Source organism: Streptomyces sp. NPDC002845, from assembly GCF_053591955.1.
The window spans coordinates 19,128-44,184 of record NZ_JBSFUU010000010.1; the positions used below are offsets into that span (position 1 = coordinate 19,128).

Genomic DNA, 25,057 nt, shown 5'->3' on the forward strand with positions numbered 1-25,057 from the left:
CGCGCCCTAGCGTCGGCCCGTGACCAAGTTGCTGCTCACCCTTCACGTCCTCGCCGCGATCATCGCCGTCGGGCCCGTCACCGTCGCGGCCAGCATGTTCCCGCCCAGCGCGCGCAAGGCCATGGCCGAGCCCGGTGAGCCACGGGCGGCGGAGACCGTACGGCTGCTGCACCGCATCTGCCGGGTGTACGCCGGTGTCGGCATCGCCGTCCCCGTCCTCGGGTTCGCGACGGCCGGCAGCATGGGCGTGCTCGGCGACACCTGGCTGATCGTGTCGATCGCGCTGACCACGTTCGCCGCCGGCGTCCTCATCGCCCTGGTCCTGCCCCGGCAGGAGGCCATCGTGGACGAGCTGGGCGAGCCCACCGAGCCCACCGAGCCCACCGCACCCACCGCGCCCGGCCGCAGGCGGACCGTCACCGCGACCCGTCGGCACACCGTTCAACTCGCCATGTTCACCGGCGTGTTCAACATCCTGTGGGCCACGGTCACGGTGCTCATGATCGTCCGGCCGGGGTCGACAACCGGAGCCTGACCCTCAGCTCCGGTGCTCCAGCACATTCACGACCCGCCCGTTCGGGTCCCGCACGAAGAAGCGCCCAGAAGTCACGGTCGGTCTCCAGTGACGCCTCGGACTCGACCCGGACGTCCGGAACGGAGCCTCCGGCCCACCCCGCCCCACGCCCCCGCGGAGCGCCTACGCCCCGAACGCCCGCGCCACCGTGTAGATCACCAACCCCGCCAGCGAACCGACCACCGTGCCGTTGATGCGGATGAACTGCAGGTCACGGCCGATGTGGGCCTCGATCTTACGCGTGGTGTGCTCGGCGTCCCAGCTCGCGACCGTGTCCGTGATCAGGGAGGTGATCTCCTTGCGGTACGTCGTGACGACGTGCACCGCCGCGTCCTCCACCCACTTGTCGACCTTGGCCTGCGCCTTCGGCTCGGTGGCCATCCGGGCGCCCAGCGACAGCAGCGACGCCCGCGCGCGCAGCCGCAGTTCGCTGCGCTCGTCCTCGGCGGCGGACACCATCATCGACCGTACGGCGGTCCAGGCGGACGCGATCAGGTCCTGGACCTCGCCGCGGCCGATCGCCTCGCCCTTGAGCCGCTCCACGCGCGCGCGGGTGTCGGTGTCGGACTGCAGGTCGGAGGCGAAGTCGGTGAGGAACCGGTCGAGGGCGCCGCGGGCCGGGTGGGCCGGCATGTCCCGCATCTCGGTCACGAAGCGCAGCAGCTCCTTGTAGACCCGCTCGCCGATCCTCCTGTCGACGAACCTCGGGGTCCAGCCGGGGGCTCCGCCCTCGACCGCGTCCATGACCTGGTCGTCGTGCAGGACGAGCCAGTCGTGCGCGCGAGCGACGACCAGGTCGACCACCCGCTTGTGCCCGCCGTCGGCGACGACCTTCTCCAGCATCTTCCCCAGGCCGGGCGCGATCTCCTGCGCGTCGGCCCGCCGGGTGATCGCCTCGCTGACCACCGCCTGGACGTCGGCGTCGCGCATCACGGTCAGGGCGCCCCGCAGGGCGGTGGCCAACTCGGCGGTGACGCGGTCGACGTTCTCCGGCTGGGCCAGCCAGGCGCCGAGGCGGCTGCCGATGCCGACGGCGCGCAGGCGTTGCCGTACGACGTCCTGGGAGAGGAAGTTCTCGCCCACGAACTCGCCCAGGGTCACCCCGAGTTGGTCCTTCTTGTTGGGGATGATCGCGGTGTGCGGGATGGGGATGCCGAGGGGGTGCCGGAACAGCGCGGTCACGGCGAACCAGTCGGCCAGCGCACCCACCATGCCGGCCTCCGCGGCCGCGGCCACATACCCGGCCCACGCCCCCGCCCCCTGGTGCTCGGCCCACTTGGCCAGCACGAACACGACCGCCACGAACAGCAACAGCCCGACCGCAGTGAGCTTCATCCGGCGCACGCCCCGGCTCCGCTCCTCGTCGGCAGCGCTGAACACGGTCATGGCGCGGGCCGCGGAGCGGGGAACCCCGGCGGTCGCAGCACGGAACTCCCCGTCCGTGGCGGTCGCGGCATGGAGCTCCGGCTCCGTGGTGTCCTGCTGCCCGGCGGAGCCCGTGTCCTGGTTCACGGGGTCTCCGGGGTGGGCGTCCTGCCCCTGGGCGTCGATTTCTTGCGGATTCGTACGTTCCATTCACTCCACCCGTTCGTGTCCCCCGCAGACATTGTCCCCAATGCGGGGGCGCCCGGGCCCGCCCGCACTCCATGGCGCATCATGGGGACAGGACAGCGGAGCCTCGGGCTCCCCTTGCCCGAGGAGAGACGCACCGCATGACCAGGGGAAACGACGGGGGTGCGGGGCCCGCTGCGGAGCAGCAAGTGTCAACAGCCCCCGTAAGACACAGCGCCCTGCTCGCCGCGATCTGCGCGCTGATCGTGGCCATCTCAGCCGCTATATACGTCGGGGTCGGCCTCGACAACGGCACCCGGAACGACACCGCCCTCGGCGGCGGCGGTGTCCATCACGGCTCCGCCGAACCCGCGTCCGCCGGAACCTGGGTGGGCGCCTGGGCGACCGCCCCGACGGGAGGCGAGCCGGGCACCGAGCTGAACGGTCTCGCGGACCGGTCCGTGCGCAACGTCGTCCACGTCGGCATCGGCGGTACGAACGCCCGCGTCACGCTGTCCAACCTCTACGGCCAGAGCCCGCTCACCATCACGCACGCCTCCATCGCCGTCGCCGCGACCCCGAACAGCGCCGCCGCCCTCGCCGGCACCATGCGCCGCCTCACCTTCGGCGGCAGCACGTCGGTCACCGTCCCCGCAGGCCGGCAGATCGTGAGTGACCCCGCGCGGATCGCCGTCCCGCAGGACACCGACGTACTCGTGACCACCTACTCCCCCACCCCGTCCGGCCCCGTCACCTACCACCCCACCGCCCGGCAGATCTCGTACACCGCCGAGGGCGACCGCACGGAGAACGTCAGCGGGACCCCGTACACCACGCAGACCGCCTACTGGCGTTACCTGACCGCCGTCGACGTGCTGAGCCACGAGGCGAACGGCACCGTCGTCGCGCTCGGCGACTCACTGACCGACGGCTCGACCTCCACCCTCGGCGCCAACAAACGCTGGACCGACGTCCTCGGCGCCCGGCTGCGCGAGGCGGCGGGCTCGGCCGACGTGCCGCGCTACAGCGTGGTCAACCAGGGCCTCAGCGGCAACCAGCTCCTCGTCCACGGCCCCGCCCTCCCCCACTCCCGGCTTCGCTCAAGCGGGGCCACCCCCATCGCCGTGAACCCGAGCGGCCTCTCCCGCTTCCAGCGCGACGTGCTCGGCAGGCCGGGCGTCAGGGTCGTCGTCATCGCCCTCGGCACCAACGACATCCTCCGCAACCGCGGCCAGGCCGACCCCGACCGGATCCTCGCCGGGCTGCGCACGCTCGTCGACGAGGCCCACGCGCACGGTCTCCGCGTCATCGGCGCCACCCTCATGCCGTTCCACGGCCACCGCGGCTACCGCGGCGACCGCGAGGCCGTACGCCGGACCATCAACGAGGAGATCCGCTCCGGCAAGGTCTTCGACGCCGTCGTCGACTTCGACAAGGCCCTCCGGGACCCGTACCACCCGCGCCGGTTCCACCCCGACTACGACTCGGGGGACCACCTCCACCCCAGCGACAAGGGGTACGAGCGGATGGCGGAGGTCTTCGACCTGGAGGAACTCAGAGGGTCGGCTCCGGCGGAGTTGTAAGGCTGCTCAGCAGTCCCCGTTACGGCGCCGCTCCCGCTCCTCCCGCCGCGCCTCCCGGTGGGCGTCATGCACACCATGCCGATGGTCACGCCGAGAGGCGTGCAACTCCTTGCGCGCCTCCCTCCGCTCCAGCTTTTCCTGCCGCCGCGCCTCCTTCAACCGCTGCCGCTCGGCCTTCGGCAGCTTGCGCGTGACGCCGACCCCACCCCAGAAAGCCAGGCCGTTCACGATCACCCGCGGAGCGCCCGGCTCACCCGGCACCCCCTCCTCGCGCTGGTCGAAGCCGCCCATGATGCCGATGCCGCGCACGACGACCTCGACGCCGGGCGGTACGACGATGTCGATGCCGCCCATGATCGCCACGCAGGTGACGGTGACCTCGCGGTCGGCGAAGTTGGCGTCCCGCAGATCGATCTCGCCACCGCCCCAGAACGCGAAACAGCTGAACTGCTTCGGCGCGGTCCACTGCCCCTTGCGCTGGAATCCCGACATGACCGCGACGGCCCAGCCGGACGAGCCCCCGCCGCCGACGATCCGCTGGTCCCAACTCCCGTGCTCCGCAGGCTCCTTGACCATCGACACGGGCTTCACGGCCGCGCTGCCCGGCAGATCGCGGGTGATCGGCTCCAACTCCCCGTACGTCCGCGCCTGGTAGGTCGCGTCCAGCCGCTCCTGGAACTCCTCCATGTCGAGCCGGCCCTCGGCGACCGCGTCCCGCAGCCGCTCGGCGACTCGCTCACGATCGGCGTCGGAGGCACGGAGGTCAGGATCGGCATCGGAGGTCCGCAGCTCCGGCGGCAGTTCGTCGGTCATTACAGCAGCCTACGAGGAAGCCGCGCCAGGGGCTACGAGACCGCCTCCTCGGCCTCCTCGGCCTCCTCTGCATGCGCTCGCTGATCCGGCGGGGGTTTGGGGGTGTCCCCCATTGAATGCAGCATCTTGGCGATCACGGCCTCGATGTCCGGCTCCCGCACCGACAGGTCCACCAGCGGATACTCCGCCGCGATCCGCGCGACCAGCGGCGCCGCCGACTCCGACGCCGGGAACGCCAGCCACTGCCGGGGCCCCTCCACCCGTACGACCCGTGCGGGCGCCGCCTCGATCGGGGGCAGCTCCCGCTCCAGATCGACGACGAGAGTCCGCTCGCTCTCGCCCACCTCGTGCAGCCCGGCCGGCGAACCGTCGTACATCAGCCGCCCGTGGTCGATGACCATCACCCGGCCGCAGAGCTGCTCGATGTCCTGCAAGTCGTGCGTAGTGAGCAGCACGGTCGTGCCCCGCTCGGTGTTCAGGTCCCGCAGGAACTCCCGGACCTTGGCCTTGCTGATGACATCGAGGCCGATGGTCGGCTCGTCCAGGTACAGCACCTCGGGGTCGTGCAGCAGCGCGGCCCCGATGTCGCCGCGCATCCGCTGGCCGAGCGACAGCTGACGCACAGGCACGTCCAACAGCTCGCCCAGGTCGAGGAGTTCGACACAGCGGTCGAGGTTCTCGCGGTAACGGGCGTCCGGGATGCGGTACATGCGGTGCATCAGGCGGTACGAGTCGATCAGCGGGAGGTCCCACCACAGGGTCGTCCGCTGCCCGAACACGACCCCTATGCGCTGCGCGAGGCGGGTGCGTTCCCTCGACGGGTCGATCCCCGCGACCCGCAGCCGCCCGCCGCTCGGCGTCAGAATCCCCGTCAGCATCTTGATGGTCGTCGACTTCCCGGCACCGTTCGGCCCGATGTAGCCGACCATCTCACCGCGCGCCACCTTGAAAGAGAGCGAGTCGACGGCCCGCACCTCGTGCCGCTCCCGGCGCAGGAACCCGGTCTTCTTGCGGACGTCGAAGACCTTCTCGACCCGGTCGAGCTCGATGAACCCCTCAACCGTCTCCACCGTGTCAACCGTCTCTGTTTCCATGTCGGTTCAGCTCCCCGTGCTCCGGTACGAACGCAGTCCCGCGCGCCAGGCGAGCCCCGCCAGCACGCAGCAGCCCGCCCCGACCAGCGGTGGCGTGAAGGCCACCCAGCCGGGCAGGTCGAGCGGGTAGGGGCGGCCCAGCACATACAGCGCGGGCAGCCAGTTGACGAAGGCGAGCGGCAGCACGAAGGTCACCCCGCGCAGCAGGTCCGCGCCGAAGACGGTCGGCGGGTACTGCAGGAGGGTGTTGCCGCCGTACGTGAAGGAGTTCTGTACCTGGGAGGCGTCCTGGGCGACGAACTGGAAGGCCGCGCCCGCCACGAACACCGCCATGAAGATCACGCTCCCGCTGAGCAGCGTCATCGGAAGCATCGCCATCTTCAGCGGGATCCAGTCGATGTCGAGCCGGGAGACGGCGTACCCGAGGATGACCAGCCCCTGGGTGATCCGGCCCACGCGGCGCAGCGCGAACCGGTCCGCGGCGACCTGCGCGAGCACCGGCGCCGGACGGACCAGCAGCGTGTCCAGCGTGCCGTCGCGCACCCGCCGCCCCAGCCGCTCCATCGAGCCCAGGGTCAGGTCCGCGAGCCCGAAGGCGGTGCTCGTGAGGCCGTAGAGGAAGGCGACCTCGGGGAGGGTGTAGCCGCCGAGCTCGTCCACGTGCGAGAACATCAGCCAGATCGCGGCGAAGTCGAAGGCCGTCACGGCGAAGTCGGCGCAGACCGTCATCGCGAACGAGGCGCGGTAGGCCATCGTGGAGCGGATCCACATCGCGGCGATCATCCGGTAGGCGCGCAGCCCGTCACGCACGCGGCGGTACGGGCCGTACGCGCTGCCCGCGAGGGAACCGAGGGAACCGGTCGTCTGCTCAGCCACCCTGCACCACCACCCTCCGCGTGGCCGCCGACTGGAGCAGCCGCCCCGCCCCGAGCAGCGCGGCCGCCCAGGCGAGCTGGAAGCCGTAGGTGCGCAGCGGGTCCGCCGTGCCGAGGAGGACGTCCGCCGGTGCCTGGATGAGCGCCGCCCAGGGCAGGGCGCGGGCGATCTCGCCGAGGGCGCCGGGGAAGACGTTCAGCGGCAGGACCATCCCGGAGAAGAAGAGCCCGGCGAGGGTCGCGAGCTGGGTGGCGCCCACGCCGTCGAGCAGCCAGAAGGCGCACAGCGCGACGAGATAGCGGATCGCGAAGCTGACGACGGTACCGAGGAGGACGGCGACGAGGCAGGCGACCCAGGGCAACGGGCCGGAGGGCAGCGCCAGTTCGAAGGCGAGCGCCCCGAAGGCCATGGGCACCACACCCCGCCCCAGCAGCTGGAAGAGCGCCCGCCCGCTGTCCCCGGCCAGCCACCACAGCTGGAGATCGGCGGGCCGGTAGAGGTCGATCGCGATGTCCCCCGTACGGATCCGCTCCATCAGCTCGCTCTCGAAGCCACCGCCGCCGACGGACATCACCGCGTACATCGCCTGCCCGACCCACACATAGGTGAGCGCCTGCGCCTGGTCGTAGCCGCCGAGGTGCGGCTTCTCGTCCCAGAGTGCGATGTAGGTGTATGCGAGGATGAACCCGAAGACGGTGTTCGTGAACACTCCGGCCGCCGTGGCCACCCGGTACGTCGCGTACCGCCTGAAGCCACCTGCGGCGACGGCGGCGTACAACCGCCCTGCCCCCACGAGGAACCTCCATCTGCTGCGAAGAGTTGCGAATAGTTGTGTCCACGACCGGTCCAAGGCCGGTCCAAGGCCGGTTCAGGGCCGGCTTCGAGGCCTGTTCAGGCCGAAGCGCAGGAGCCTAGTCCGCCGGTGGAGTGGCATGCCACGCATTTTCGGGACCAGCGTTTTCGGGACCATGTCCCCGTGCTGACGGCGCCCTTGTCGCGATTGCGACACGTGCCGGAATCCGGGAACGGAACGGTTGGTGCGACAGTCTTCATCCGGGGGCGCAGAAGCCCATGAGGCCGTATGAGGCCGTATGAGGTCATACGAGGCCGACGAGGCCGTACGAGAACGACGTACGACGCGAAACAGGAGCACGGCAGCACGATGAGCGACGAGCCGCAGCCGAAGCAGCACCGTCCGGGCTGGGCATCCAGAGAACCGGAGCCACCAGCTCCGGACATGGCGAAGCCGGGGGCGGCCCCCGGCGACTCCGGCGCCCCCGGTGACTCCAGCGCCTCCAGCGCCTCTGGCGCCTCTGGCACCTCTGGCACCTCTGGCACCTCTGGCACCTCTGGCACCTCTGGCACCTCTGGCACCTCTGGCGAGAAGCCCGCCAAGCCCAAGCGCCCCAAGCGCACCGGCTGGCGGCGGCTGATCCCCACCTGGCGCATGGTGCTGGGCACCTTCGTCATCGGGACCATGCTCCTGGGCGCCCTGCTCGTGCTGGGCTACTACCTGGTGCAGATCCCGGCGGCGAACGCGGCCGCGACGAAGCAGAGCAACGTGTACCTGTACGCGGACGGCAGCCAGCTCGCCCGGGACGGCGAGGTCAACCGCGAGAACGTGACCCTCGCCCAGATCTCCAAGGACGCCCAGCGCGCCGTACTGGCCGCCGAGGACCGGGACTTCTACAACGAGCCGGCGATCGACCCCCAGGCGATGCTGCGCGCCGCCTGGAACACGGCGACCGGCAAGGGCAAGCAGTCCGGCTCGACGATCACCCAGCAGTATGTGAAGAACTACTACCTGGCCCAGGAGCAGACCCTCACCCGCAAGGCGAAGGAGTTCTTCATCGCGATCAAGCTGGACAACGAGAAGTCCAAGGACGAGATCCTGGAGGGCTACCTCAACACCAGCTTCTTCGGCCGCAACGCGTACGGCATCCAGGCCGCCGCCCAGGCCTACTACGGCGTCGACGCCGACGAGCTGACGGCCGCCCAGGGCGCCTACCTGGCCTCGCTGCTGAACGCCCCGAGCGCGTACGACGTGGTCGCGCACCCGGAGAACAAGGCCGCGGCCGAGGCCCGCTGGAAGTACGTCCTCGACGGCATGGTCAAGGAGGGCTGGCTGACGGAGTCCGAGCGCACCGGCATGGAGTTCCCGACGCCGAAGCAGTCGGTGATCTCGACCGGCCTGTCCGGTCAGCGCGGCTACCTGGTGGAGGCCGTCAAGTCGTACCTGATCAACAACGACATCGTCGGCGAGGACGAACTGGAGACCGGCGGCGGCTACCGCATCACCACGACCATCCAGAAGAGCAAGCAGAACGCCTTCGTCGAGGCCGTCGACGACCAGCTGATGTCCAAGCTCGACAAGAAGAACCGCGAGGTCGACACCTACGTCCGCGCGGGCGGCGTCTCCATCGACCCCGCCACCGGCAAGGTCATCGCGATGTACGGCGGCATCGACTACACCCAGCAGTACTACAACAACGCGACACGCCGCGACTACCAGGTCGGTTCGACCTTCAAGCCCTTCGTGTTCACCTCGGCGGTCCAGAACGCCTCCGAGACCCAGAACGGCATCCTGATCACCCCGAACACCGTCTACGACGGCACCAACCAGCGCCCCGTACAGGGCTGGGACGGCGAGACGTACGCCCCCGAGAACGAGGACCAGGTGTCCTACGGCAACGTCAGCGTCCGCGAGGCCACCGACAAGTCCGTGAACTCGGTGTACGCGCAGATGGCCGTCGACGTCGGCCCGCAGAAGGTCGAGGAGACCGCGATCGACCTCGGCCTGCCCACCGACACCCCCGACATGAACCCCTACCCGTCCATCGCCCTCGGCACGGCCACCGCCAGCGTGCTGGACATGGCGGAGGCGTACGCGACCCTCGCGAACCACGGCAAGCACGGCACGTACACGATGGTCGAGGAGATCACCAAGGACGGCGCCGAGGTCAGGCTGCCGCAGCAGTCCGCCCAGCAGATCGTCACCCGTGAGGCCGCCGACACGACCACGTCCATCCTGCAGAGCGTCGTCGAGGGCGGCACGGGCACGGCGGCACAGGCCGCGGGGCGCCCGGCCGCCGGCAAGACCGGCACCGCCGAGGAGGACCAGGCCGCCTGGTTCGCCGGCTACACCCCCGACCTCGCCACCGTCGTCGCCGTCATGGGCCAGGACCCCGACACCGGTGAGCACGAGTCCCTCTACGGCGCCATGGGCCTGGACCGCGTCAACGGCGGCGGGGCGCCCGCGGAGATCTGGGCCCAGTTCACCGAGGCCGCCCTGAAGGGCAAGGAGGCCAAGGAGTTCGACCTCCGGCTCCAGCCGGGCGCGGAGTACCAGGTGCAGCCCCCGGTGACGGACGATCCGCCCGCCCAGCCGACCGAGACCAGCGACGAGACCGACGACGGTACGACCACGACCGGGGGCGGCACCACGGACGGCGGGACCACGACCTCCCCAGGCGACGGCACGACGACCGACGGCGGCACGACCACCGACGGAGGTACCACCGACGGCGGGACCACAACGTCCACGGGCGGCACCACGACCGGCGGCGGCACCACGACCACCGGCGGCGGCACGACCGACGGCGGAACGACGACCGACGGCGGTACGACCACGGCCGGAGGCGGCGACACGACGGGCGGCACGACGGACGGGGGGACGACGACGGGCGGCACGACGGACGGCGGAGCGACGGGGACCACGACCGAGGGGGTGTTCGGAACCTCGTAGACCGCCGTAACGCCCGCGGCCACACGAAAGGGGCTGGTGACGACGGTCACCAGCCCCTTTCGCCTGCCTGCGTCTTCGCGTCCTACAAATACAACCCCGTCGAGTCCTCCGACCCCTCGAAACGGTCGGCGGCCACGGCGTGGAGGTCGCGCTCGCGCATCAGGACATAGGCCGTGCCACGGACCTCGACCTCGGCGCGGTCCTCGGGGTCGTACAGGACACGGTCGCCCGGCTCCACGGTCCGTACGTTCTGTCCGACCGCGACGACCTCCGCCCAGGCGAGACGCCGGCCGACGGCCGCCGTCGCGGGAATCAGGATGCCCCCGCCGGAGCGCCGCTCGCCCTCGGTGGTGTCCTGCCGCACGAGTACACGGTCGTGCAGCATCCGGATGGGCAACTTGTCGTGGTGGGTGCTGTGCTTGTCCTGGTTGGCGCTCACGCCCCGAACCTACCTGCCTTCACGCCAAGCGTCCGCAGCCGGGGTGGCTAGCCCCTGCGGCGCCGGGAGCCCAGGGCGAGCAGCCCTACGACCCCGACCACGACGAGGGCGACCGGCACGATGCGCTCCAGCCGGGGCGCGCCGTCCTCGCTCACCAGCTGGCCCTTGACGTCGCTCACCACCCGGTTGACGCCGACGTACGCCTTGCCGAGCGTGTGGTCGACGTTGGAGACGACCTTCGCCCTGGCGTCGCCGACGATGGTCTTCGGGTGCACCCGGACGCCGATCTCGTCGAGCGTTTCGGCCAGCGTCGAGCGGCGGCGCTTGATGTCCGCCTCGATCTCCGCCGGGGTTCTGGTGTCCGAGGTGTCCGCCACCGCGCTGCCTCCCAAGCCCAAGGACGTATCCGTTGCGGACAGTCTGTCAGCTCCGGCCGGCATCGCGCTGTCAGGGCCCGCCGTTACGCTCGGAGACGGCACCCGTGCCCCACACGCACTACTTCACGTCCGTACGAGGAGACCTGACCGATGAGCGAGCGACTCCAGCCCGGCGACACCGCCCCCGCCTTCACCCTGCCGGACGCCGACGGCAACGAGGTGTCGCTGTCCGACCACAAGGGCCGCAAGGTCATCGTCTACTTCTACCCGGCCGCCCTGACACCGGGCTGCACGAAGCAGGCGTGCGACTTCACGGACAACCTGGACGTCCTGACCGGCGCCGGCTACGACGTGATCGGCATCTCCCCCGACAAGCCCGAGAAGCTCGCCAAGTTCCGTGACAAGGAGTCCCTCAAGGTCACGCTGCTGGCGGACGAGGACAAGACGGTCCTTGAGGCGTACGGCGCCTGGGGTGAGAAGAAGAACTACGGCAAGACGTATGTCGGCGTCATCCGCTCCACGGTGATCGTGGACGAGGAGGGCAAAGTCGAGCGGGCGCTGTACAACGTGCGGGCGACGGGGCACGTGGCCAAGATCATCAAGGATCTGGACATCTGAGGACCCGAGGTCTTCCAGGGGAACGGTCCGTACCGGCGCGTTCCGCGATCCGGTACGGACCGTTCCGCATTTCGGGCGTGACTGTCCGATGGGCAGTTCGTTACTCCGTGCGAGGTCACGAACGTGTGGCCGGAACGGAGGGAACGGTGGGGGCCAGATACACTCGCGAGCTACTCGAAGAGGCGGCACGTGCGACGGCCAGCTGGGACGACGCCGTGCGGTGGTGCGGTGGAACGCCCACGCCGGGCAGCAGACGCTATCTGCGTCAGAAGATGGCGGAGGCGGGCGTAGACGTCTCCCACTTCCCTGCCAGGTGGACGCGCCACAGCGATGCGACGCTCCGAGAGATCGTGGCCGTCTCGGCCAGTATCAAAGAAGTGGTCCGCCGCCTGGGCATCAGCCCGGTGGGCGGCAACCACACGCACATCAGCCGCCGTATTGCGACACTGGGCATCGACACGTCCCACTTCGTGGTGCGACGAGACAGGCCGAAGGGTTCGCGAGGCAATCCGCTGGCCCTCGGGTCACCGCAGGACGGCCGAATCCCCGGGAGACGGCTGCTTCGGCATCTGCTCTGCAGCGGAGTCCGAGAAGCCTGTGCGATGTGCGGCACGGGACCCGAGTGGAACGAGAAACCCCTTCGGCTGGAGGTCGACCACATCAGCGGCGATTGGTGGGACAACCGACCGGAAAACCTACAGCTCCTCTGCCCCAACTGCCATGCAGTGACGGACACATACCGAGGTCGCAGGCGAAGGACGGCCGCATGAGCAACCCGAAGTACACGCGTGACCTGCTGACTCGGGCGACTGCCAATGCCACCAGCTTGGTCGACCTTATGCGTGCGCTGGGCGCACCTACGGGAAGCGGCCCTCGCCGCTATCTCAGCAAGCGGCTCCAGCACTACGGCATCGACACTTCCCACTTCCGCGAGGAGCCTCTGCCGGAACGCGAGCGCCGCAGCTATCCGGAAGAACTCCTGAGGGAGGCCGCCGCTCGTTCACACAGCATCAGGGAGATGCTGGAGTACATGGGCTTTCCTCCGCGCGACAGCCCGTACGGCCACATCAGAATGAAACTGGACAAGTTCGGGATCGACACCTCGCACTTCACCAACGGACGCGGTTATGGCCCAGGCGTTCTTCCCCGCGAGGAACTGGCGCCCGTGGTCGAAGCCTCCGCGAGCATAGCCGGGGTCCTCACTGCCCTTGGCCGGAGCAACAGCGGTACAGGCCGGGCGCTCGTGAAGCGCAGCATCGAAGCCCACGGCCTGTCCACCGCCCATTTCACGGGGCAAGGACACTATCGCGGTACCCGCTCCCCGAACCGCAAACCAGCAGACGAGATCTTGGTGCGACTCGATCCCGGATGCCCTCGCATCAAGACAGTCATGCTCCGGCGAGCTCTTGACGACCTCGGCGTAGCGCATGTCTGCGATGCATGCGGCATCGGAGACACATGGCAGGGCAGACGGCTCGTTCTGGAGATCGATCACGTCAACGGCGACCGACTGGACAACCGGTTGGAGAACCTGAGGTACCTATGCCCGTCATGCCACAGTCAGACGAGCACCTTCTCGAACCGCAACCGCAACGACATCGCCATCGCTGCACGGCGACTGAACCAGGCACAGTAAAGTAAGCGACCTGGGCCCGTACCCCAGCTGGCCAAGAGGGCGCCGGTTTAGGTCCGGTGTGTCGTGGGTTCGAGTCCCACCGGGCCCACAGGGAAAAGAGACCCCGCACCTTCGGTTCGAAGGTGCGGGGTCTTCTTGCGGTCAGCCCAACAACTCCCGCACCACCGGCACCAACGCACGAAACGCCTTCCCCCGATGGCTGATCGCGTTCTTCTCCTCCGCGCTCAGCTCCGCGCACGTCCGCGACTCCCCCTCCGGCTGCAGAATCGGGTCATACCCGAACCCGTTCGTGCCGGCCGGCGCATGCCGCAGCACCCCCCGCAGCTGCCCCTCGACCACCCTCTCCGTGCCGTCGGGCAGGGCGAGGGCGGCCGCGCAGGCGAAATGGGCGCCCCGGTGTGTGTCGTCGATGTCGGCGAGCTGGGCCAGGAGCAGGTCCAGGTTGGCCCTGTCGTCCCCATGCCGTCCTGCCCAGCGGGCCGAGAAGATGCCGGGGGCGCCGCCCAGGACGTCGACGCAGAGGCCGGAGTCGTCGGCGACGGCGGGAAGGCCCGTTGCCCGAGCGAGGGTGTGGGCCTTGAGTAGGGCGTTCTCGGCGAAGGTGACGCCGGTTTCCTTGACGTCGGGGACGTCGGGGTAGGCGTCCGCGCCGACGAGGTCGTGGGGGAGACCTGCGTCGGCGAGGATCGACTTCAGCTCGGTGATCTTTCCGGCGTTGCGGGTGGCGAGGATCAGGCGGGTCATGCCCCCAGTATCGCCACCGGTAACGCCACCGATGGCGCGGACCCCGGTCGCGGACCTCAGCCGCGGACCCCAGCCGCCGCTCCCTTACGGCGTGCAGACCTTCGTCAGTTCGCCGGCCGCGTCGGTGATCGGGCTGAGATCCGGGGTGTTGTCGCCGTTCTCGACGGCTTCGCGGACGTTGGTGACGGCCTGCTGGAGGTCGTCGACGGCCTTGTTCACGTCGGCGTTGTCGGCCGTGCCGCCGATCTCGTCGAGGTTCTGGTCGATGGAGTCGAGGGACTCCACGAGCTGCGTCGGGTCGTTCGAGGCGTTCTCGACGGCCTGCTGGAGGTCGGTGACGCTGTCGGCGATGGCGTCGGCGGTCTGGACGCAGTCCAGGGCCTTGCCGACGGCGTCGCAGCCGGTGGTGAGCCCCACCGTGAGCCCTACGGCTGCTACGGCTGCGGCGATGGCGGTACGACGTCGGCGGCTCGCGGCCATGGAACTGTCCTCCTAGCTCTCAGGCCTGACGGCCCCCGTGCGGTGCGGTTGCTGGCCGGGCGTACGCGCTGGTCGCACGCCCGTACCCCTAGTGACGCGAACGGGGGCGCCTCGGTTGCCCGCGGCGCCGCCCGTTCTTGGCGCGTCCTTTACCTTTCGAGGACCGTATCAAGTGCCTTGCCCTGCAGGGCGGCCAGTTCTCCGCAGCCCGAAACGGCCAGGTCGAGCAGCGCGTTGAGCTCCTCGCGGGCGAACGGCTCGGCCTCCGCGGTGCCCTGGACCTCGACGAAGCGGCCGTCGCCGGTGCAGACGACGTTCATGTCGGTCTCTGCCTTGACGTCCTCCTCGTAGCAGAGGTCGAGGAGGGGGACGCCGCCGACGATGCCGACGGAGACCGCCGAGACGGTCCCGGTCAGCGGCTGACGGCCGGCCTTGATGAGCTTCTTGCCGCGCGCCCAGGCGACCGCGTCGGCGAGTGCCACGTAGGCGCCGGTGATGGCTGCCGTGCGGGTGCCGCCGTCGGCCTGGAGGACGTCGCAGTCGAGGACGACGGTGTTCTCGCCGAGTACCTTGTAGTCGATGACCGCGCGCAGGGAGCGGCCAATCAGACGGCTGATCTCGTGCGTACGGCCGCCGATCCTGCCTCTGACGGACTCGCGGTCGCCGCGGGTGTTGGTGGAGCGGGGCAGCATCGAGTACTCCGCGGTGACCCAGCCCTCGCCGCTGCCCTTGCGCCAGCGCGGGACGCCTTCGGTGAAGGAGGCGGTGCAGAAGACCTTCGTGTCGCCGAAGGAGACGAGGACGGAGCCCTCGGCGTGCTTGCTCCAGCCGCGTTCGATGGTGACCGGGCGGAGCTGTTCGGGCGTGCGGCCGTCGATTCGAGACATGGCGCTGAGCCTATCCGTACAGACGGAGGCGGCTCCTCCCCCTGTGGAAAACGGTTGGAAACTCGACGGGAAGGCGATCGGAAGCCGGTGGGAAAGGAGCCGCCGGTATGTGAGCGGCCGACGCTCACATCATGTCTTCGATGTCCGCCGCGATCGGGTCCGCGTCCGTGCCGATGACGACCTGGATCGCCGTGCCGGTCTTGACGACACCATGGGCACCCGCGGCCTTGAGGGCTGCCTCGTCCACGAGGGAGGGGTCACTGACCTCGGTGCGCAGGCGGGTGACGCAGCCTTCGACCTCTTCGATGTTGTCGAGGCCGCCGAGCCCGGCGACGATCTTCTCAGCCTTGGTGACCATGTTCTTTCTCCGTGGTCAGAACCGTTTGTCGCAGTAAGCCACAGATGTCCCGCCTTCGCGAGCGGTGGTGGTGGTGTCGTGCGTACGGGCGTCAGATCTCGTAGGACGCCCTCGGTGCGGCCAGTTCCACCGGGCCGTCGAACACCTCGCGTGCGTCCGCGAGGTTGACCTGCGGGTCCGTCCACGGCGGGATGTGGGTGAGGACGAGGCGGCGGGCGCCGGCGCGGCGGGCGGCCTCGCCCGCCTCGCGGCCGTTGAGGTGGAGGTCGGGGATGTCCTCCTTGCCGTGCGTGAACGCGGCCTCGCACAGGAACAGGTCGGCATCGCGGGCGAGTTCGTCCAGGGCGTCACTGATGCCCGTGTCCCCGGAGTACGTCAGCGTGCGGCCGCCGTGCTCGATGCGGATGCCGTACGCCTCCACCGGGTGGGCGACCCGGTCGGTGTGGACGGTGAAGGGGCCGATGTCGAAGGTGCCCGGCTTGACCGTGTGGAAGTCGAAGACCTCGCTCATGGAGGAGGCGGACGGGGTGTCGGCGTACGCGGTGGTCAGGCGCTGCTCCGTGCCTTCCGGTCCGTAGACGGGAAGCGGGTCGCAGCGGCCGCCGTCGTGCCGGTAGTAGCGCGCGACGAAGTACGCGCACATGTCGATGCAGTGGTCGGCGTGCAGATGGCTGAGAAAGATCGCGTCGAGGTCGTAGAGACCGCAGTGGCGCTGCAGCTCGCCAAGGGCGCCGTTGCCCATGTCGAGGAGCAGCCGGAAGCCGTCGGCCTCGACGAGGTAGCTCGAACAGGCCGATTCCGCGGACGGGAACGACCCCGAGCAGCCGACGACGGTGAGCTTCATAAGAGCCGGAACCTCCGCGCTGGCGTGAAGTCGTGAAGTCGTGAAGTACAGACGTGAAGTGCAGACGGGTGTGAACGGGGGTCTTGCGGTCCGTCGAGCGTAAGGCGCAAAAGGGTGGGTCGCTCCTCTGGCAGGGGCCGTTGTGGGGGAACTCACCTGTGGTGTCACCGGTTCGGCTGGACGTGGGGCGTGTGGGGCGACGGGAGGGTGGGCGGGGTGGGGAGTGCGCCGGTACCGTCGTGCGTATGGACACGTCCTGGTGGCCGGCGCTGGCGGCGGTGGTGGTGCTGCTCGCCGTGATTGCCGTGCTGGTGGACGGGTGGGGGCGGCAGGGGGGTGTGCGGACGGCGCGGCGTCCTGTGGCTCGGGGGGTTCCGCGGCCTCGGCCGCAGCCGGCGGAGATCTGGTGGGCGCGGGTTCCGTACGAGGACGGGCCCAGGGGTAAGGACCGGCCCTGCCTGGTCCTGGCCGTGCGTGGTGACCAGGCCAAGGTTGCCAAGATCACCAGTAGGTACCGTGACGAGCAGGCCGGTGTGATCCCTTTGCCGCCCGGTGCCGTGGGTGACACCCACGGCCGGCCCAGCTTCCTGGAGACCGATGAGCTGCGGCAGGTCCCTGTGTGGGGCTTCCGGAGGCGGGTGGGCGTGGTGGATCCGGTGCTGTGGGACCAGGTGCGGTACCTGGCGGGGTGAGGCGGGGGCGAAGACAGCCAACCCCCCGCCCACCTCCGCTGGAGCCCTACGCCCAGAGCTGCCCCTGCAGCGTCTCGATGGCCTCCTCTGTGGTGGGCGCGGTGTAGACGCCGGTGGAGAGGTATTTCCAGCCGCCGTCGGCCACGACGAAGACAATGTCGGCCGGCTCGCCGGACGTGACGGCCTTCTTGCCGACGCCGATCGCGGCGTGCAGCGCGGCCCCGGTGGAGACGCCCGCGAAGATGCCCTCCTGCTGGAGGAGTTCGCGGGTGCGGGTGACCGCGTCGGCGGAGCCTACGGAGAAGCGGGTGGTGAGGACGGAGGCGTCGTAGAGCTCGGGGACGAACCCCTCGTCCAGGTTCCGCAGGCCGTACACCAGGTCGTCGTACCGCGGCTCGGCGGCCACGATCTTCACCTCCGGCTTGTGCTCGCGCAGGAAGCGGCCGACACCCATGAGCGTGCCCGTCGTGCCGAGGCCTGCCACGAAGTGGGTGATGGAGGGGAGGTCGGCGAGGATCTCCGGCCCGGTCGTCGCGTAGTGGGCACCCGCGTTGTCCGGGTTGCCGTACTGGTAGAGCATGACCCAGTCGGGGTGCTCGGCGGACAGTTCCTTGGCGACCCGTACCGCCGTGTTGGAGCCGCCCGCCGCGGGGGACGAGATGATCTCGGCGCCCCACATGGTGAGCAGGTCCCGGCGCTCCTGCGAGGTGTTCTCGGGCATCACGCACACGATGCGGTAGCCCTTGAGCCTGGCCGCCATGGCGAGCGAGATGCCGGTGTTGCCGCTCGTCGGTTCGAGGATCGTGCAGCCCGGCGTCAGGCGGCCGTCCTTCTCTGCCTGCTCGATCATGAACAGGGCCGGGCGGTCCTTGATGGAGCCGGTCGGGTTGCGGTCCTCCAGCTTGGCCCAGATGCGGACGTCGTCGGACGGCGAGAGGCGCGGCAGGCGCACCAGAGGGGTGTTGCCCACCGCGGCCAGCGGGGAGTCGTAACGCATGGGTGATCAGCGGCCGCTCAGGCCATGCCGCCGGCCACGGCCGGCAGGATCGTCACGTTGTCGCCGTCGGCGACCTTGGTGTTGATGCCGTCGAGGAAGCGGACGTCCTCGTCGTTCAGGTACACGTTCACGAAGCGGCGCAGTTCGCCGCCGTCCACGATGCGGTCCTGGATGCCCGTGTGCCGGGCGTCGAGGTCGGCGAACAGGGCGGCGAGGGTGTCACCGCTGCCCTCCACCGCCTTCTGGCCGTCGGTGTACTGGCGGAGGATGGTCGGGATGCGGACCTCGATGGCCATGGCTTCAGGGCTCCTGTCGGGAGTGGTCAGGTCGAAAAGGCGCGCGGCAGCGCAGTTACAGCAGGTCGTGCGTGTGAGGGCGCCGCGGCTCACGGCCGTACGGCGGCAGGGGTCGGCGTCAACAGATGGCGCTGGCAAGCCTGCACAGGTCGACGTGCAGCCGCGCCACGAGCAGCATGCCCGGCGTCTTTTCGCTCACGTCGTGGAAAACCATGGGCTCATCGTATCGATTCCCGGTGCGGGTCCCAGAGTGTGATCTCACATGGCGGATTGTTTCTGACCAGAGTGTGGGATAGGGCGGGATCAGTACGCCTCCACCACCTTCACTTCCTCCTCCGTGACCTCCCCCTCCGCTATCCGGTAGGAGCGGAACTGGAACTCTCCCAGCCCGTCCGTGTCCGCCGTAGAGACCAGCACATAGTGGGCGCCCGGCTCATTGGCGTACGAGATGTCCGTGCGGGACGGGTAGGCCTCGGTGGCCGTGTGGGAGTGGTAGATGACGACCGGGTCCTCGTCGCGGTCGTCGAGGTCGCGGTACAGCTTGAGCAGATCGCCGGAGTCGAACTCGTAGAACGTGGGTGACATGGCCGCGTTCAGCATGGGGATGAAGCGCTCGGGGCGGTCGGAGCCCGCGGGGCCCGCGATGACGCCGCACGCCTCGTCGGGGTGGTCCTTGCGGGCGTGGGCGACGATCTGGTCGACGAGGGCCTGGGTGATGGTCAGCATGTCGGTCAGGATAAGCAGAAGGGCCGTCCCGTACCGAGGAGTGGTACGGGACGGCCCACATGCTGAGCCTTGGGGCTCGGATCAGTCGGGTCAGTCGAGAACCTTCGCGGTCTCCGGCTGCTCGTCGGCGTCCGGCAGGCCCGCCTTCCGGCGCCGGACGAACTCCAGGAAGTTGTTCAGCTCGCGCTTGACGATCGGGGCCAGCAGGTAGAGGCCGATGATGTTGAACACCGACAGCAGGAACAGCGCCGAGTCACCCAGGTAGATCAGCGAGTCGAGGGAGAGCAGCGAGCCCGCGATCACGAAGAAGCTCCACAGGGCCTTGAACGTGGTCTCGCTGGCCTTGCTCTTGCCGAAGAGGTACGACCAGGCCTTGAGGCCGTAGTAGCCCCAGGTCAGGATCGTGGAGAAGGCGAACAGCAGCACCGCGACGGTCAGCAGGTTCGGGAACCAGGGCAGCACGGTCTCGAAGGCGTCGGAGGTGATGGTGACGCCGCCGATGCCCTCGCCCGCGCGGGCCTCGCCCCAGCTGGCCGGGTTGGCGATGACGATGGTCAGCGCGGTCATGGTGCAGATGACGACCGTGTCGATGAACGGCTCCAGCAGGGCGACCAGACCCTCGCTCGCGGGGTGCTTGGTCTTGACCGCGGAGTGGGCGATCGGGGCGGAGCCCAGACCGGCCTCGTTGGAGAACGCGGCCCGCTGGAAGCCGACGATCAGGGCGCCGATCACACCACCGGCGACACCCTCGGCCTCGAACGCGCCCTTGAAGATGGTGCCGATCGCGTCGGGCACCGCGGTGACGTTCGTCAGGATGACGACCAGGCAGGCCACGATGTACATAGCGGCCATCGCCGGGACCAGCCGGCTGGTGACCTTGGCGATGGAGCGGATGCCGCCGAGCAGCACCAGGCCGACAAGGGCGGCGACGACGAGACCGAACAGCACGGCACCGGCGGAGGAGGCCAGGAAGCCGTCCTCGCCGCCGAAGGTCGAGGCGACCTGCGCGTAGCTCTGGTTGGTCTGGAACAGGTTGCCGCCCATCAGACCGAAGAACAGGATCATGATCGAGGCGGCGACGGCGAGCACCTTGCCGAACGTGCGGCCGCCCTTGCCGAAGCGCTCACCGAGGCCCTTGGGCAGGTAGTGCATCGGACCGCCGGAGACGGTGCCGTCCGCGTGCTCCTCGCGGTACTTCACACCGAGGGTGACCTCGACGAACTTGCTCGCCATGCCGAGCAGACCGCACAGGATCATCCAGAAGGTGGCGCCGGGGCCACCGATGGAGACGGCGACGGCGACACCGGCGATGTTGCCGAGGCCGACGGTGCCGGAGACGGCGGCGGTCAGGGCCTGGAAGTGGCTGACCTCACCGGCCGCGCCCTCCTCGTCGTACTTGCCGCGTACGACGTCGAAGGCGAGCTTGAACTTGCGCAGCTGGATCAGCCCGAACCAGCCGGAGAAGACCAGGCCCGCGACGACGAGCCAGGCGACGATCAGCGGAAGGTCGGTGCCGCCGACGGACACGGAGTAGAAGACGACGTCGCCGACGCCATTCGCGACGGGTTCGAAGAAGCCGCTGACGGCGTCGTCGATGGAGTTGGTGATTGATTCAAGTGACATCGAGTTACCTCGGACGCGGGGACGTTGCTGACGGGGTACGGCAGCAATGCGGGTTGCGGTCGGCGAGCGAACGCCATTGTCCGTTCGACGACCGGGAGCGGGGCAGCCCGCGGACCCGGGCCGGGTTACTCCTGGTCGTACACCGGGCGCGACCCGGCTCCTCCGCAGCACGGCGGGATCGCCGCGTTAGGAGTTGGGAGTTCTTACCACGGTCTTAGGATGTGTTCGAGTGATACGAATCACCCAAAACCGCCCCAAGGGACAAAACCCCAGGGGCGGTAACTGGATCGTTATCCGGATTTGATCGTTCGCTGAGCGAACGCTCGGCAAACAGCAATCATCCGACGTCTTGACATCAGGACGTCAAGGTGGAGACGAGCGTCTCCTGAAGCCCGCCCAGCCACAAGTACGCCATCACCATCGGCTTGCGCGGATCCTCGTCCGGCAGCCGGTAGAGGAGGTCGGTGTCCTCCTCGTCGGCGATGTCGAGCCGGGAGCCGATCGCGAGGCGGAGGTCGTTGAGACAGCCGAGCCACTGCCGGGAGTCGTCGGGCGTGAGCTTCAGTACGGCCCCGCCCTCGCCCGTGGCGGCCAGCTGGTCCAGGGAGCGGATCACCGCGAGGGCGTTCTCGCGCTTGCCGGCCCGCAGGTCGTTCTCGGTGAAACGGCGGAACTCGGCCGAGTACGCGCGCAGCTCCTCGGCCTCCCCGGGCGAGCCGGGATCGCCGCCGGGGCCGCCGTACGCGTCCGGGAAGAGGCGGTGCAGCACGGGGTCCTTCGGCGGTTCGCTCGGACCGTCGGAGAAGAGCTCGGCGAGGGGGTCGTCGGTGGCCTCGTCCGCGGGGCCGGGTCCGATGAGCTCCAGGAGCTGCACGGCCAGCGAGCGGATGATGGAGATCTCGACCTCGTCGAGCGCGACGGCCGCGCCGCCTCCGGAGATCGGTTCGAAGTGTCCTGACATGGAGTGAGTTCGCTGCTTCCGGCCTACTGGCTTGGAGGACTGCTTGGAGGACTGGGCTACTTGCGGTCCTGCTGGAGAGTGGCCCACAGACCGTAGCCGTGCATGGCCTGTACGTCGCGTTCCATCTCCTCGCGCGACCCGCTGGAGACGACCGCCCGGCCCTTGTGGTGCACGTCGAGCATGAGCTTGGTGGCCTTGTCCTTGGAATAGCCGAAGTACGCCTGGAAGACATACGTCACATAGCTCATGAGGTTGACCGGGTCGTTGTGAACGATCGTGACCCAGGGGACGTCGGGCTCGGGTACGGCGAAGACCTCCTCCGCCGACTCGGTCTTCTCGGTCTCGATGGGTGCGGGTGCCGTCACACGGCCCATGCTGCCACCAGAGGGGGGTACTCGCACAAATGGCAACGTAAAATCGTCAGAGTGACGAGATGGGGGGTATCATCAGTTGCCATGAACACAGCCGACCTTGGGCTGCCGGTCGACGTCCCTTCGACCGCGCTCTTCACGGACCAGTACGAGCTGACGATGCTGAGGGCCGCGCTGGCGGCGGGCACCGCCGAGCGGCGCTCGGTGTTCGAGGTCTTCACCCGGCGGCTGCCCGAGGGGCGGCGGTACGGCGTCGTGGCCGGGACCGGGCGGGTGCTGGACGCGGTGGAGAACTTCCGCTTCGACGCGGGCGTCCTCGACTTCCTGCGCGAGCACGGGATCGTCGACGAGGAGACCCTGGCGTGGCTCGCCGACTACCGCTTCGGCGGGGACGTCTGGGGCTACCCCGAGGGCGAGGTGTACTTCCCGGGATCGCCGATCATGCGGGTCGAGGGCACGTTCGCGGAGTGCGTGCTCCTGGAGACGGTGATCCTCTCCATCCTCAACCACGACTCCGCCATCGCGGCGGCGGCCTCGCGGATGTCCAGCGCGGCGGGCGACCGTCCCCTCGTCGAGATGGGCGCCCGGCGCACCCATGAGCTGGCCGCCGTGGCCGCCTCGCGCGCCGCGTACGTCGGAGGCTTCACCTCCACCTCCGACCTGGCCGCCGGCTTCCGCTACGGCATCCCGACGGTCGGCACCTCCGCCCACGCCTTCACCCTGCTCCACGACCGCGAGCGGGACGCCTTCCAGGCCCAGGTGAAATCGCTGGGCCGGGGCACCACGCTGCTCGTGGACACGTACGACGTCGCCGAGGCCGTCCGTACGGCCGTGGAGACAGCCGGGCCCGAACTGGGCGCGGTGCGGATCGACTCCGGTGACCTGCTGCTGGTCGCGCACCGGGTGCGGCAGCAGCTGGACGAGCTGGGGGCGTCCAAGACGAAGATCATCGTGACCTCGGATCTGGATGAATATGCCATCGCCTCCCTTGCCGCGGCGCCGGTGGACTCGTACGGGGTGGGTACCCGGCTGGTGACGGGGTCGGGGCACCCGACCTGCTCGATGGTCTACAAACTGGTGGCGCGGGCCGGTTCGACGGACCCCAAGGCCCCTCTCGTCCCCGTGGCGAAGAAGTCGACCGGCGGCAAGACGTCCATCGGGGGCCGCAAGTGGGCGGCGCGGCGGCTGGACGAGTACGGGGTCGCGGAGGCCGAGGTGGTCGGCACGGGGGCCGTCCCGGCGGAGCTGGCCGACCGGCAGCTGCTGGTCGAGCTGATCAAGGGCGGCCAGGTCGTCGCCCGGGAGCCGCTGGACGTCGTACGGGACCGGCACGTGGCCGCGCTCGTCGGCCTGCCGTTGTCGGCGACCCAGCTGTCGCGAGGGGAGGCGGTCATTCCCACCGAGTACGTGTGAAACGCCGCGGGCCCGCGGCCTGTGACCGGGGCACGGCGAGGTGGGGCGCACACAGGCGAATGAACGGGCGTGCGGCGGGAACGCGACCACGACGTGCCCCGCGTACGACCCGCGCACCCGACCCGTGCACCGGCACGCGCCCCGAGCGGCTGCCGAACGCCCCTTCCGCCGCTGCCCCCGAAGTCTCTAGGCTCGGTAGTTCATCGTGTTCAGTTCATCGTGTTCCACTTGTTCCACGTGTTCCACCGGCCGGGCCCGTACCCCTCTCACCGACCCCATAGTCGAAGGACACCGACCATGCGCCGCGCCTTGATCGTCGTAGACGTGCAGAACGATTTCTGCGAGGGGGGCAGCCTCGCGGTGGCCGGGGGCGCCGATGTCGCCGCCGCGATCACGGAGCTGATCGGGCAGGCCCCCGCCGGTTACCGCCATGTCGTGGCGACCCGGGACCACCACATCGCGCCCGGCAACCACTTCGCCGACAATCCCGACTACGTCCACTCCTGGCCGGCGCACTGCGTGGCCGGCACCGAGGGGGTCGGCTTCCACCCGAACTTCGCCCCCGCCGTCGCCTCCGGCGCGATCGACGCCGTGTTCGACAAGGGTGCGTACGCGGCGGCCTACAGCGGGTTCGAGGGCGTCGACGAGAACGGCGTCAAGCTCGCCGACTGGCTGCGCGCCCGCGAGGTCGACGAGGTCGACGTGGTCGGTATCGCCACGGACCACTGCGTCCGCGCCACCGCGCTCGACGCGGCCCGCGAGGGTTTCCGCACCCACGTCCTCCTCGACCTCACCGCCGGCGTGGCCGAGGAAACCACCGAGCGGGCCCTGGAGGAGATGCGGGACGCCGGGGTGGAGCTCTCGGGCAAGCCGGTGGTGTAGCCCGGGCCGCCACGTACGGGGGCGGAGGAAGCTGCCCGGTGGGCGAGCAGGGGCGCGCTACAGGCCCTGTGGGGCCGCCGGCCTGCGGAGCAGGGCTCGGATGGGGTGCCAGAGTTCCGTGGCGGGGAGGCCGTTGTCGGGGGCCGTGCGCCATATCAGGCCGTCGGGGTGGTGGAGGACGGCGGTGACCTCGTCGGGAGTCGGCGGGGCCGCGTTGCCGCGGAGGTAGACGGCGCGCATGCCGAGGTTGCGGAGGCGGGTCAGAGCCCGGGCGCGGTTCTGGGCGTGGACCAGGACGCGGACCGAGCCCGGGGCGGAGCCGGGGCCGCCGGAGCCCGATCCGGAGCCGGGGGTCGGCTCCGCCGGGCTGGGCAGGTTCAGAGCCACCACCACACTGCCGTTCGGCAGCTTGCAGAAACCTCCTGCGGCCATGCGGTCACGCCCCCGTGTAGGTCGGTGTCAATAAGCGGGTCACAG

Annotated in this window: 28 protein-coding genes and 1 tRNA gene; 9 read left to right on the forward strand and 20 right to left on the reverse strand. The window is 69.6% G+C overall.

Annotated elements, in window-relative coordinates:
• The first annotated feature begins 19 nt into the window (after positions 1-19).
• Positions 20-535: a protease gene (locus ACWD3C_RS09270; protein ID WP_451141772.1), complete on the forward strand. Its 516-nt coding sequence runs from the start codon at positions 20-22 to the stop codon at positions 533-535.
• 162 nt (positions 536-697) lie between these two features.
• On the opposite strand, the gene ACWD3C_RS09275 is transcribed toward ACWD3C_RS09270, so the two are convergent.
• The gene (locus ACWD3C_RS09275; RefSeq protein WP_451141996.1) at positions 698-1,960 is read right to left on the reverse strand and encodes a DUF445 domain-containing protein; all 1,263 of its coding nucleotides are present in this window, start codon (positions 1,958-1,960) and stop codon (positions 698-700) included.
• A 326-nt stretch (positions 1,961-2,286) separates the two neighbouring features.
• Here ACWD3C_RS09275 and ACWD3C_RS09280 point away from each other — a divergent pair, with 326 nt between their 5' ends.
• Positions 2,287-3,708: an SGNH/GDSL hydrolase family protein gene (locus tag ACWD3C_RS09280; RefSeq protein WP_451141774.1), complete on the forward strand. Its 1,422-nt coding sequence runs from the start codon at positions 2,287-2,289 to the stop codon at positions 3,706-3,708.
• A 6-nt stretch (positions 3,709-3,714) separates the two neighbouring features.
• Here ACWD3C_RS09280 and ACWD3C_RS09285 read toward each other — a convergent pair whose 3' ends face one another.
• From ACWD3C_RS09285 to ACWD3C_RS09300, 4 genes are read right to left on the reverse strand one after another with little or no spacing between them, the layout of a single operon-like run.
• Complete coding sequence (locus ACWD3C_RS09285) at positions 3,715-4,521, reverse strand: DUF1707 SHOCT-like domain-containing protein (RefSeq protein WP_451141776.1); 807 nt, start codon at positions 4,519-4,521, stop codon at positions 3,715-3,717.
• Positions 4,522-4,553: 32 nt separating this feature from the next.
• Complete coding sequence (locus ACWD3C_RS09290) at positions 4,554-5,615, reverse strand: ABC transporter ATP-binding protein (protein ID WP_451141778.1); 1,062 nt, start codon at positions 5,613-5,615, stop codon at positions 4,554-4,556.
• A 6-nt stretch (positions 5,616-5,621) separates the two neighbouring features.
• Complete coding sequence (locus tag ACWD3C_RS09295) at positions 5,622-6,425, reverse strand: ABC transporter permease (RefSeq protein ID WP_451141998.1); 804 nt, start codon at positions 6,423-6,425, stop codon at positions 5,622-5,624.
• A gap of 58 nt (positions 6,426-6,483) precedes the next feature.
• The gene (locus tag ACWD3C_RS09300) at positions 6,484-7,284 is read right to left on the reverse strand and encodes an ABC transporter permease (RefSeq protein WP_451141780.1); all 801 of its coding nucleotides are present in this window, start codon (positions 7,282-7,284) and stop codon (positions 6,484-6,486) included.
• Between the two features lie 369 nt (positions 7,285-7,653).
• Here ACWD3C_RS09300 and ACWD3C_RS09305 point away from each other — a divergent pair, with 369 nt between their 5' ends.
• A complete protein-coding gene (locus tag ACWD3C_RS09305; RefSeq protein ID WP_451141782.1) occupies positions 7,654-10,236 on the forward strand; it encodes a transglycosylase domain-containing protein in 2,583 nt (860 codons plus the stop codon).
• 82 nt (positions 10,237-10,318) lie between these two features.
• On the opposite strand, the gene ACWD3C_RS09310 is transcribed toward ACWD3C_RS09305, so the two are convergent.
• Positions 10,319-10,621 (reverse strand): GroES family chaperonin, encoded by a 303-nt coding sequence (locus tag ACWD3C_RS09310; protein WP_152790579.1) that lies wholly within the window; start codon positions 10,619-10,621, stop codon positions 10,319-10,321.
• A 101-nt stretch (positions 10,622-10,722) separates the two neighbouring features.
• Positions 10,723-11,052: a DUF3618 domain-containing protein gene (locus ACWD3C_RS09315; protein WP_451141784.1), complete on the reverse strand. Its 330-nt coding sequence runs from the start codon at positions 11,050-11,052 to the stop codon at positions 10,723-10,725.
• Between the two features lie 150 nt (positions 11,053-11,202).
• Here ACWD3C_RS09315 and bcp point away from each other — a divergent pair, with 150 nt between their 5' ends.
• The 3 genes from bcp to ACWD3C_RS09330 all read left to right on the forward strand — a co-directional run bounded on the left by bcp (position 11,203) and on the right by ACWD3C_RS09330 (position 13,394).
• Positions 11,203-11,670: a thioredoxin-dependent thiol peroxidase gene (gene bcp, locus ACWD3C_RS09320; protein ID WP_451141786.1), complete on the forward strand. Its 468-nt coding sequence runs from the start codon at positions 11,203-11,205 to the stop codon at positions 11,668-11,670.
• 766 nt (positions 11,671-12,436) lie between these two features.
• Positions 12,437-13,306, forward strand: coding sequence for an HNH endonuclease signature motif containing protein (locus ACWD3C_RS09325; RefSeq protein WP_451141788.1), 870 nt, complete (start codon positions 12,437-12,439; stop codon positions 13,304-13,306).
• 12 nt (positions 13,307-13,318) lie between these two features.
• Positions 13,319-13,394 (forward strand) — tRNA-Leu (locus ACWD3C_RS09330).
• 53 nt (positions 13,395-13,447) lie between these two features.
• Here ACWD3C_RS09330 and rdgB read toward each other — a convergent pair.
• From rdgB to ACWD3C_RS09355, 5 genes are all read right to left on the reverse strand, one after another.
• Positions 13,448-14,050, reverse strand: coding sequence for an RdgB/HAM1 family non-canonical purine NTP pyrophosphatase (gene rdgB, locus ACWD3C_RS09335; RefSeq protein ID WP_451141790.1), 603 nt, complete (start codon positions 14,048-14,050; stop codon positions 13,448-13,450).
• Positions 14,051-14,134: 84 nt separating this feature from the next.
• On the reverse strand, positions 14,135-14,530 hold the full coding sequence (locus tag ACWD3C_RS09340) for a hypothetical protein (protein ID WP_451141792.1): 396 nt from the start codon (positions 14,528-14,530) through the stop codon (positions 14,135-14,137).
• Positions 14,531-14,679: 149 nt separating this feature from the next.
• Positions 14,680-15,417 (reverse strand): ribonuclease PH, encoded by a 738-nt coding sequence (rph, locus tag ACWD3C_RS09345; RefSeq protein WP_451141794.1) that lies wholly within the window; start codon positions 15,415-15,417, stop codon positions 14,680-14,682.
• A gap of 124 nt (positions 15,418-15,541) precedes the next feature.
• A complete protein-coding gene (locus ACWD3C_RS09350; RefSeq protein ID WP_451141796.1) occupies positions 15,542-15,775 on the reverse strand; it encodes a glucose PTS transporter subunit EIIB in 234 nt (77 codons plus the stop codon).
• Positions 15,776-15,866: 91 nt separating this feature from the next.
• On the reverse strand, positions 15,867-16,619 hold the full coding sequence (locus tag ACWD3C_RS09355) for an MBL fold metallo-hydrolase (RefSeq protein ID WP_451141798.1): 753 nt from the start codon (positions 16,617-16,619) through the stop codon (positions 15,867-15,869).
• Between the two features lie 245 nt (positions 16,620-16,864).
• On the opposite strand from ACWD3C_RS09355, the gene ACWD3C_RS09360 reads away from it, so the two are divergent.
• Positions 16,865-17,311, forward strand: coding sequence for a type II toxin-antitoxin system PemK/MazF family toxin (locus ACWD3C_RS09360; protein ID WP_451141800.1), 447 nt, complete (start codon positions 16,865-16,867; stop codon positions 17,309-17,311).
• Between the two features lie 46 nt (positions 17,312-17,357).
• Here ACWD3C_RS09360 and ACWD3C_RS09365 read toward each other — a convergent pair whose 3' ends face one another.
• From ACWD3C_RS09365 to clpS, 7 genes are all read right to left on the reverse strand, one after another.
• On the reverse strand, positions 17,358-18,308 hold the full coding sequence (locus ACWD3C_RS09365) for a PLP-dependent cysteine synthase family protein (RefSeq protein WP_451141801.1): 951 nt from the start codon (positions 18,306-18,308) through the stop codon (positions 17,358-17,360).
• A gap of 17 nt (positions 18,309-18,325) precedes the next feature.
• Positions 18,326-18,604, reverse strand: coding sequence for a MoaD/ThiS family protein (locus tag ACWD3C_RS09370; protein WP_451141803.1), 279 nt, complete (start codon positions 18,602-18,604; stop codon positions 18,326-18,328).
• Positions 18,605-18,722: 118 nt separating this feature from the next.
• Positions 18,723-18,818: a putative leader peptide gene (locus tag ACWD3C_RS09375; RefSeq protein ID WP_316959376.1), complete on the reverse strand. Its 96-nt coding sequence runs from the start codon at positions 18,816-18,818 to the stop codon at positions 18,723-18,725.
• A gap of 89 nt (positions 18,819-18,907) precedes the next feature.
• Complete coding sequence (locus ACWD3C_RS09380; protein WP_451141805.1) at positions 18,908-19,330, reverse strand: Mov34/MPN/PAD-1 family protein; 423 nt, start codon at positions 19,328-19,330, stop codon at positions 18,908-18,910.
• A 90-nt stretch (positions 19,331-19,420) separates the two neighbouring features.
• Positions 19,421-20,953, reverse strand: a complete 1,533-nt coding sequence (locus tag ACWD3C_RS09385; protein WP_451141807.1) for an alanine/glycine:cation symporter family protein — start codon at positions 20,951-20,953, stop codon at positions 19,421-19,423.
• Positions 20,954-21,308: 355 nt separating this feature from the next.
• Entirely contained in the window at positions 21,309-21,914 is a 606-nt protein-coding gene (locus ACWD3C_RS09390) for a DUF2017 domain-containing protein (protein WP_451141809.1), read from the reverse strand.
• Positions 21,915-21,970: 56 nt separating this feature from the next.
• Positions 21,971-22,288 carry an ATP-dependent Clp protease adapter ClpS gene (gene clpS / locus ACWD3C_RS09395; protein ID WP_451141811.1) on the reverse strand — a complete coding sequence of 106 codons (318 nt, stop codon included), beginning with the start codon at positions 22,286-22,288 and terminating at the stop codon, positions 21,971-21,973.
• An 81-nt stretch (positions 22,289-22,369) separates the two neighbouring features.
• On the opposite strand from clpS, the gene ACWD3C_RS09400 reads away from it, so the two are divergent.
• Together ACWD3C_RS09400 and ACWD3C_RS09405 are read left to right on the forward strand one after the other, a co-directional pair.
• Positions 22,370-23,698: a nicotinate phosphoribosyltransferase gene (locus ACWD3C_RS09400; RefSeq protein ID WP_451141813.1), complete on the forward strand. Its 1,329-nt coding sequence runs from the start codon at positions 22,370-22,372 to the stop codon at positions 23,696-23,698.
• Positions 23,699-23,995: 297 nt separating this feature from the next.
• Entirely contained in the window at positions 23,996-24,580 is a 585-nt protein-coding gene (locus ACWD3C_RS09405; RefSeq protein WP_451141815.1) for an isochorismatase family protein, read from the forward strand.
• Positions 24,581-24,637: 57 nt separating this feature from the next.
• Here the strand turns inward: ACWD3C_RS09405 and ACWD3C_RS09410 are convergent, their stop codons facing one another.
• Entirely contained in the window at positions 24,638-25,012 is a 375-nt protein-coding gene (locus tag ACWD3C_RS09410) for a hypothetical protein (protein WP_451141817.1), read from the reverse strand.
• Positions 25,013-25,057 lie beyond the last annotated feature (45 nt).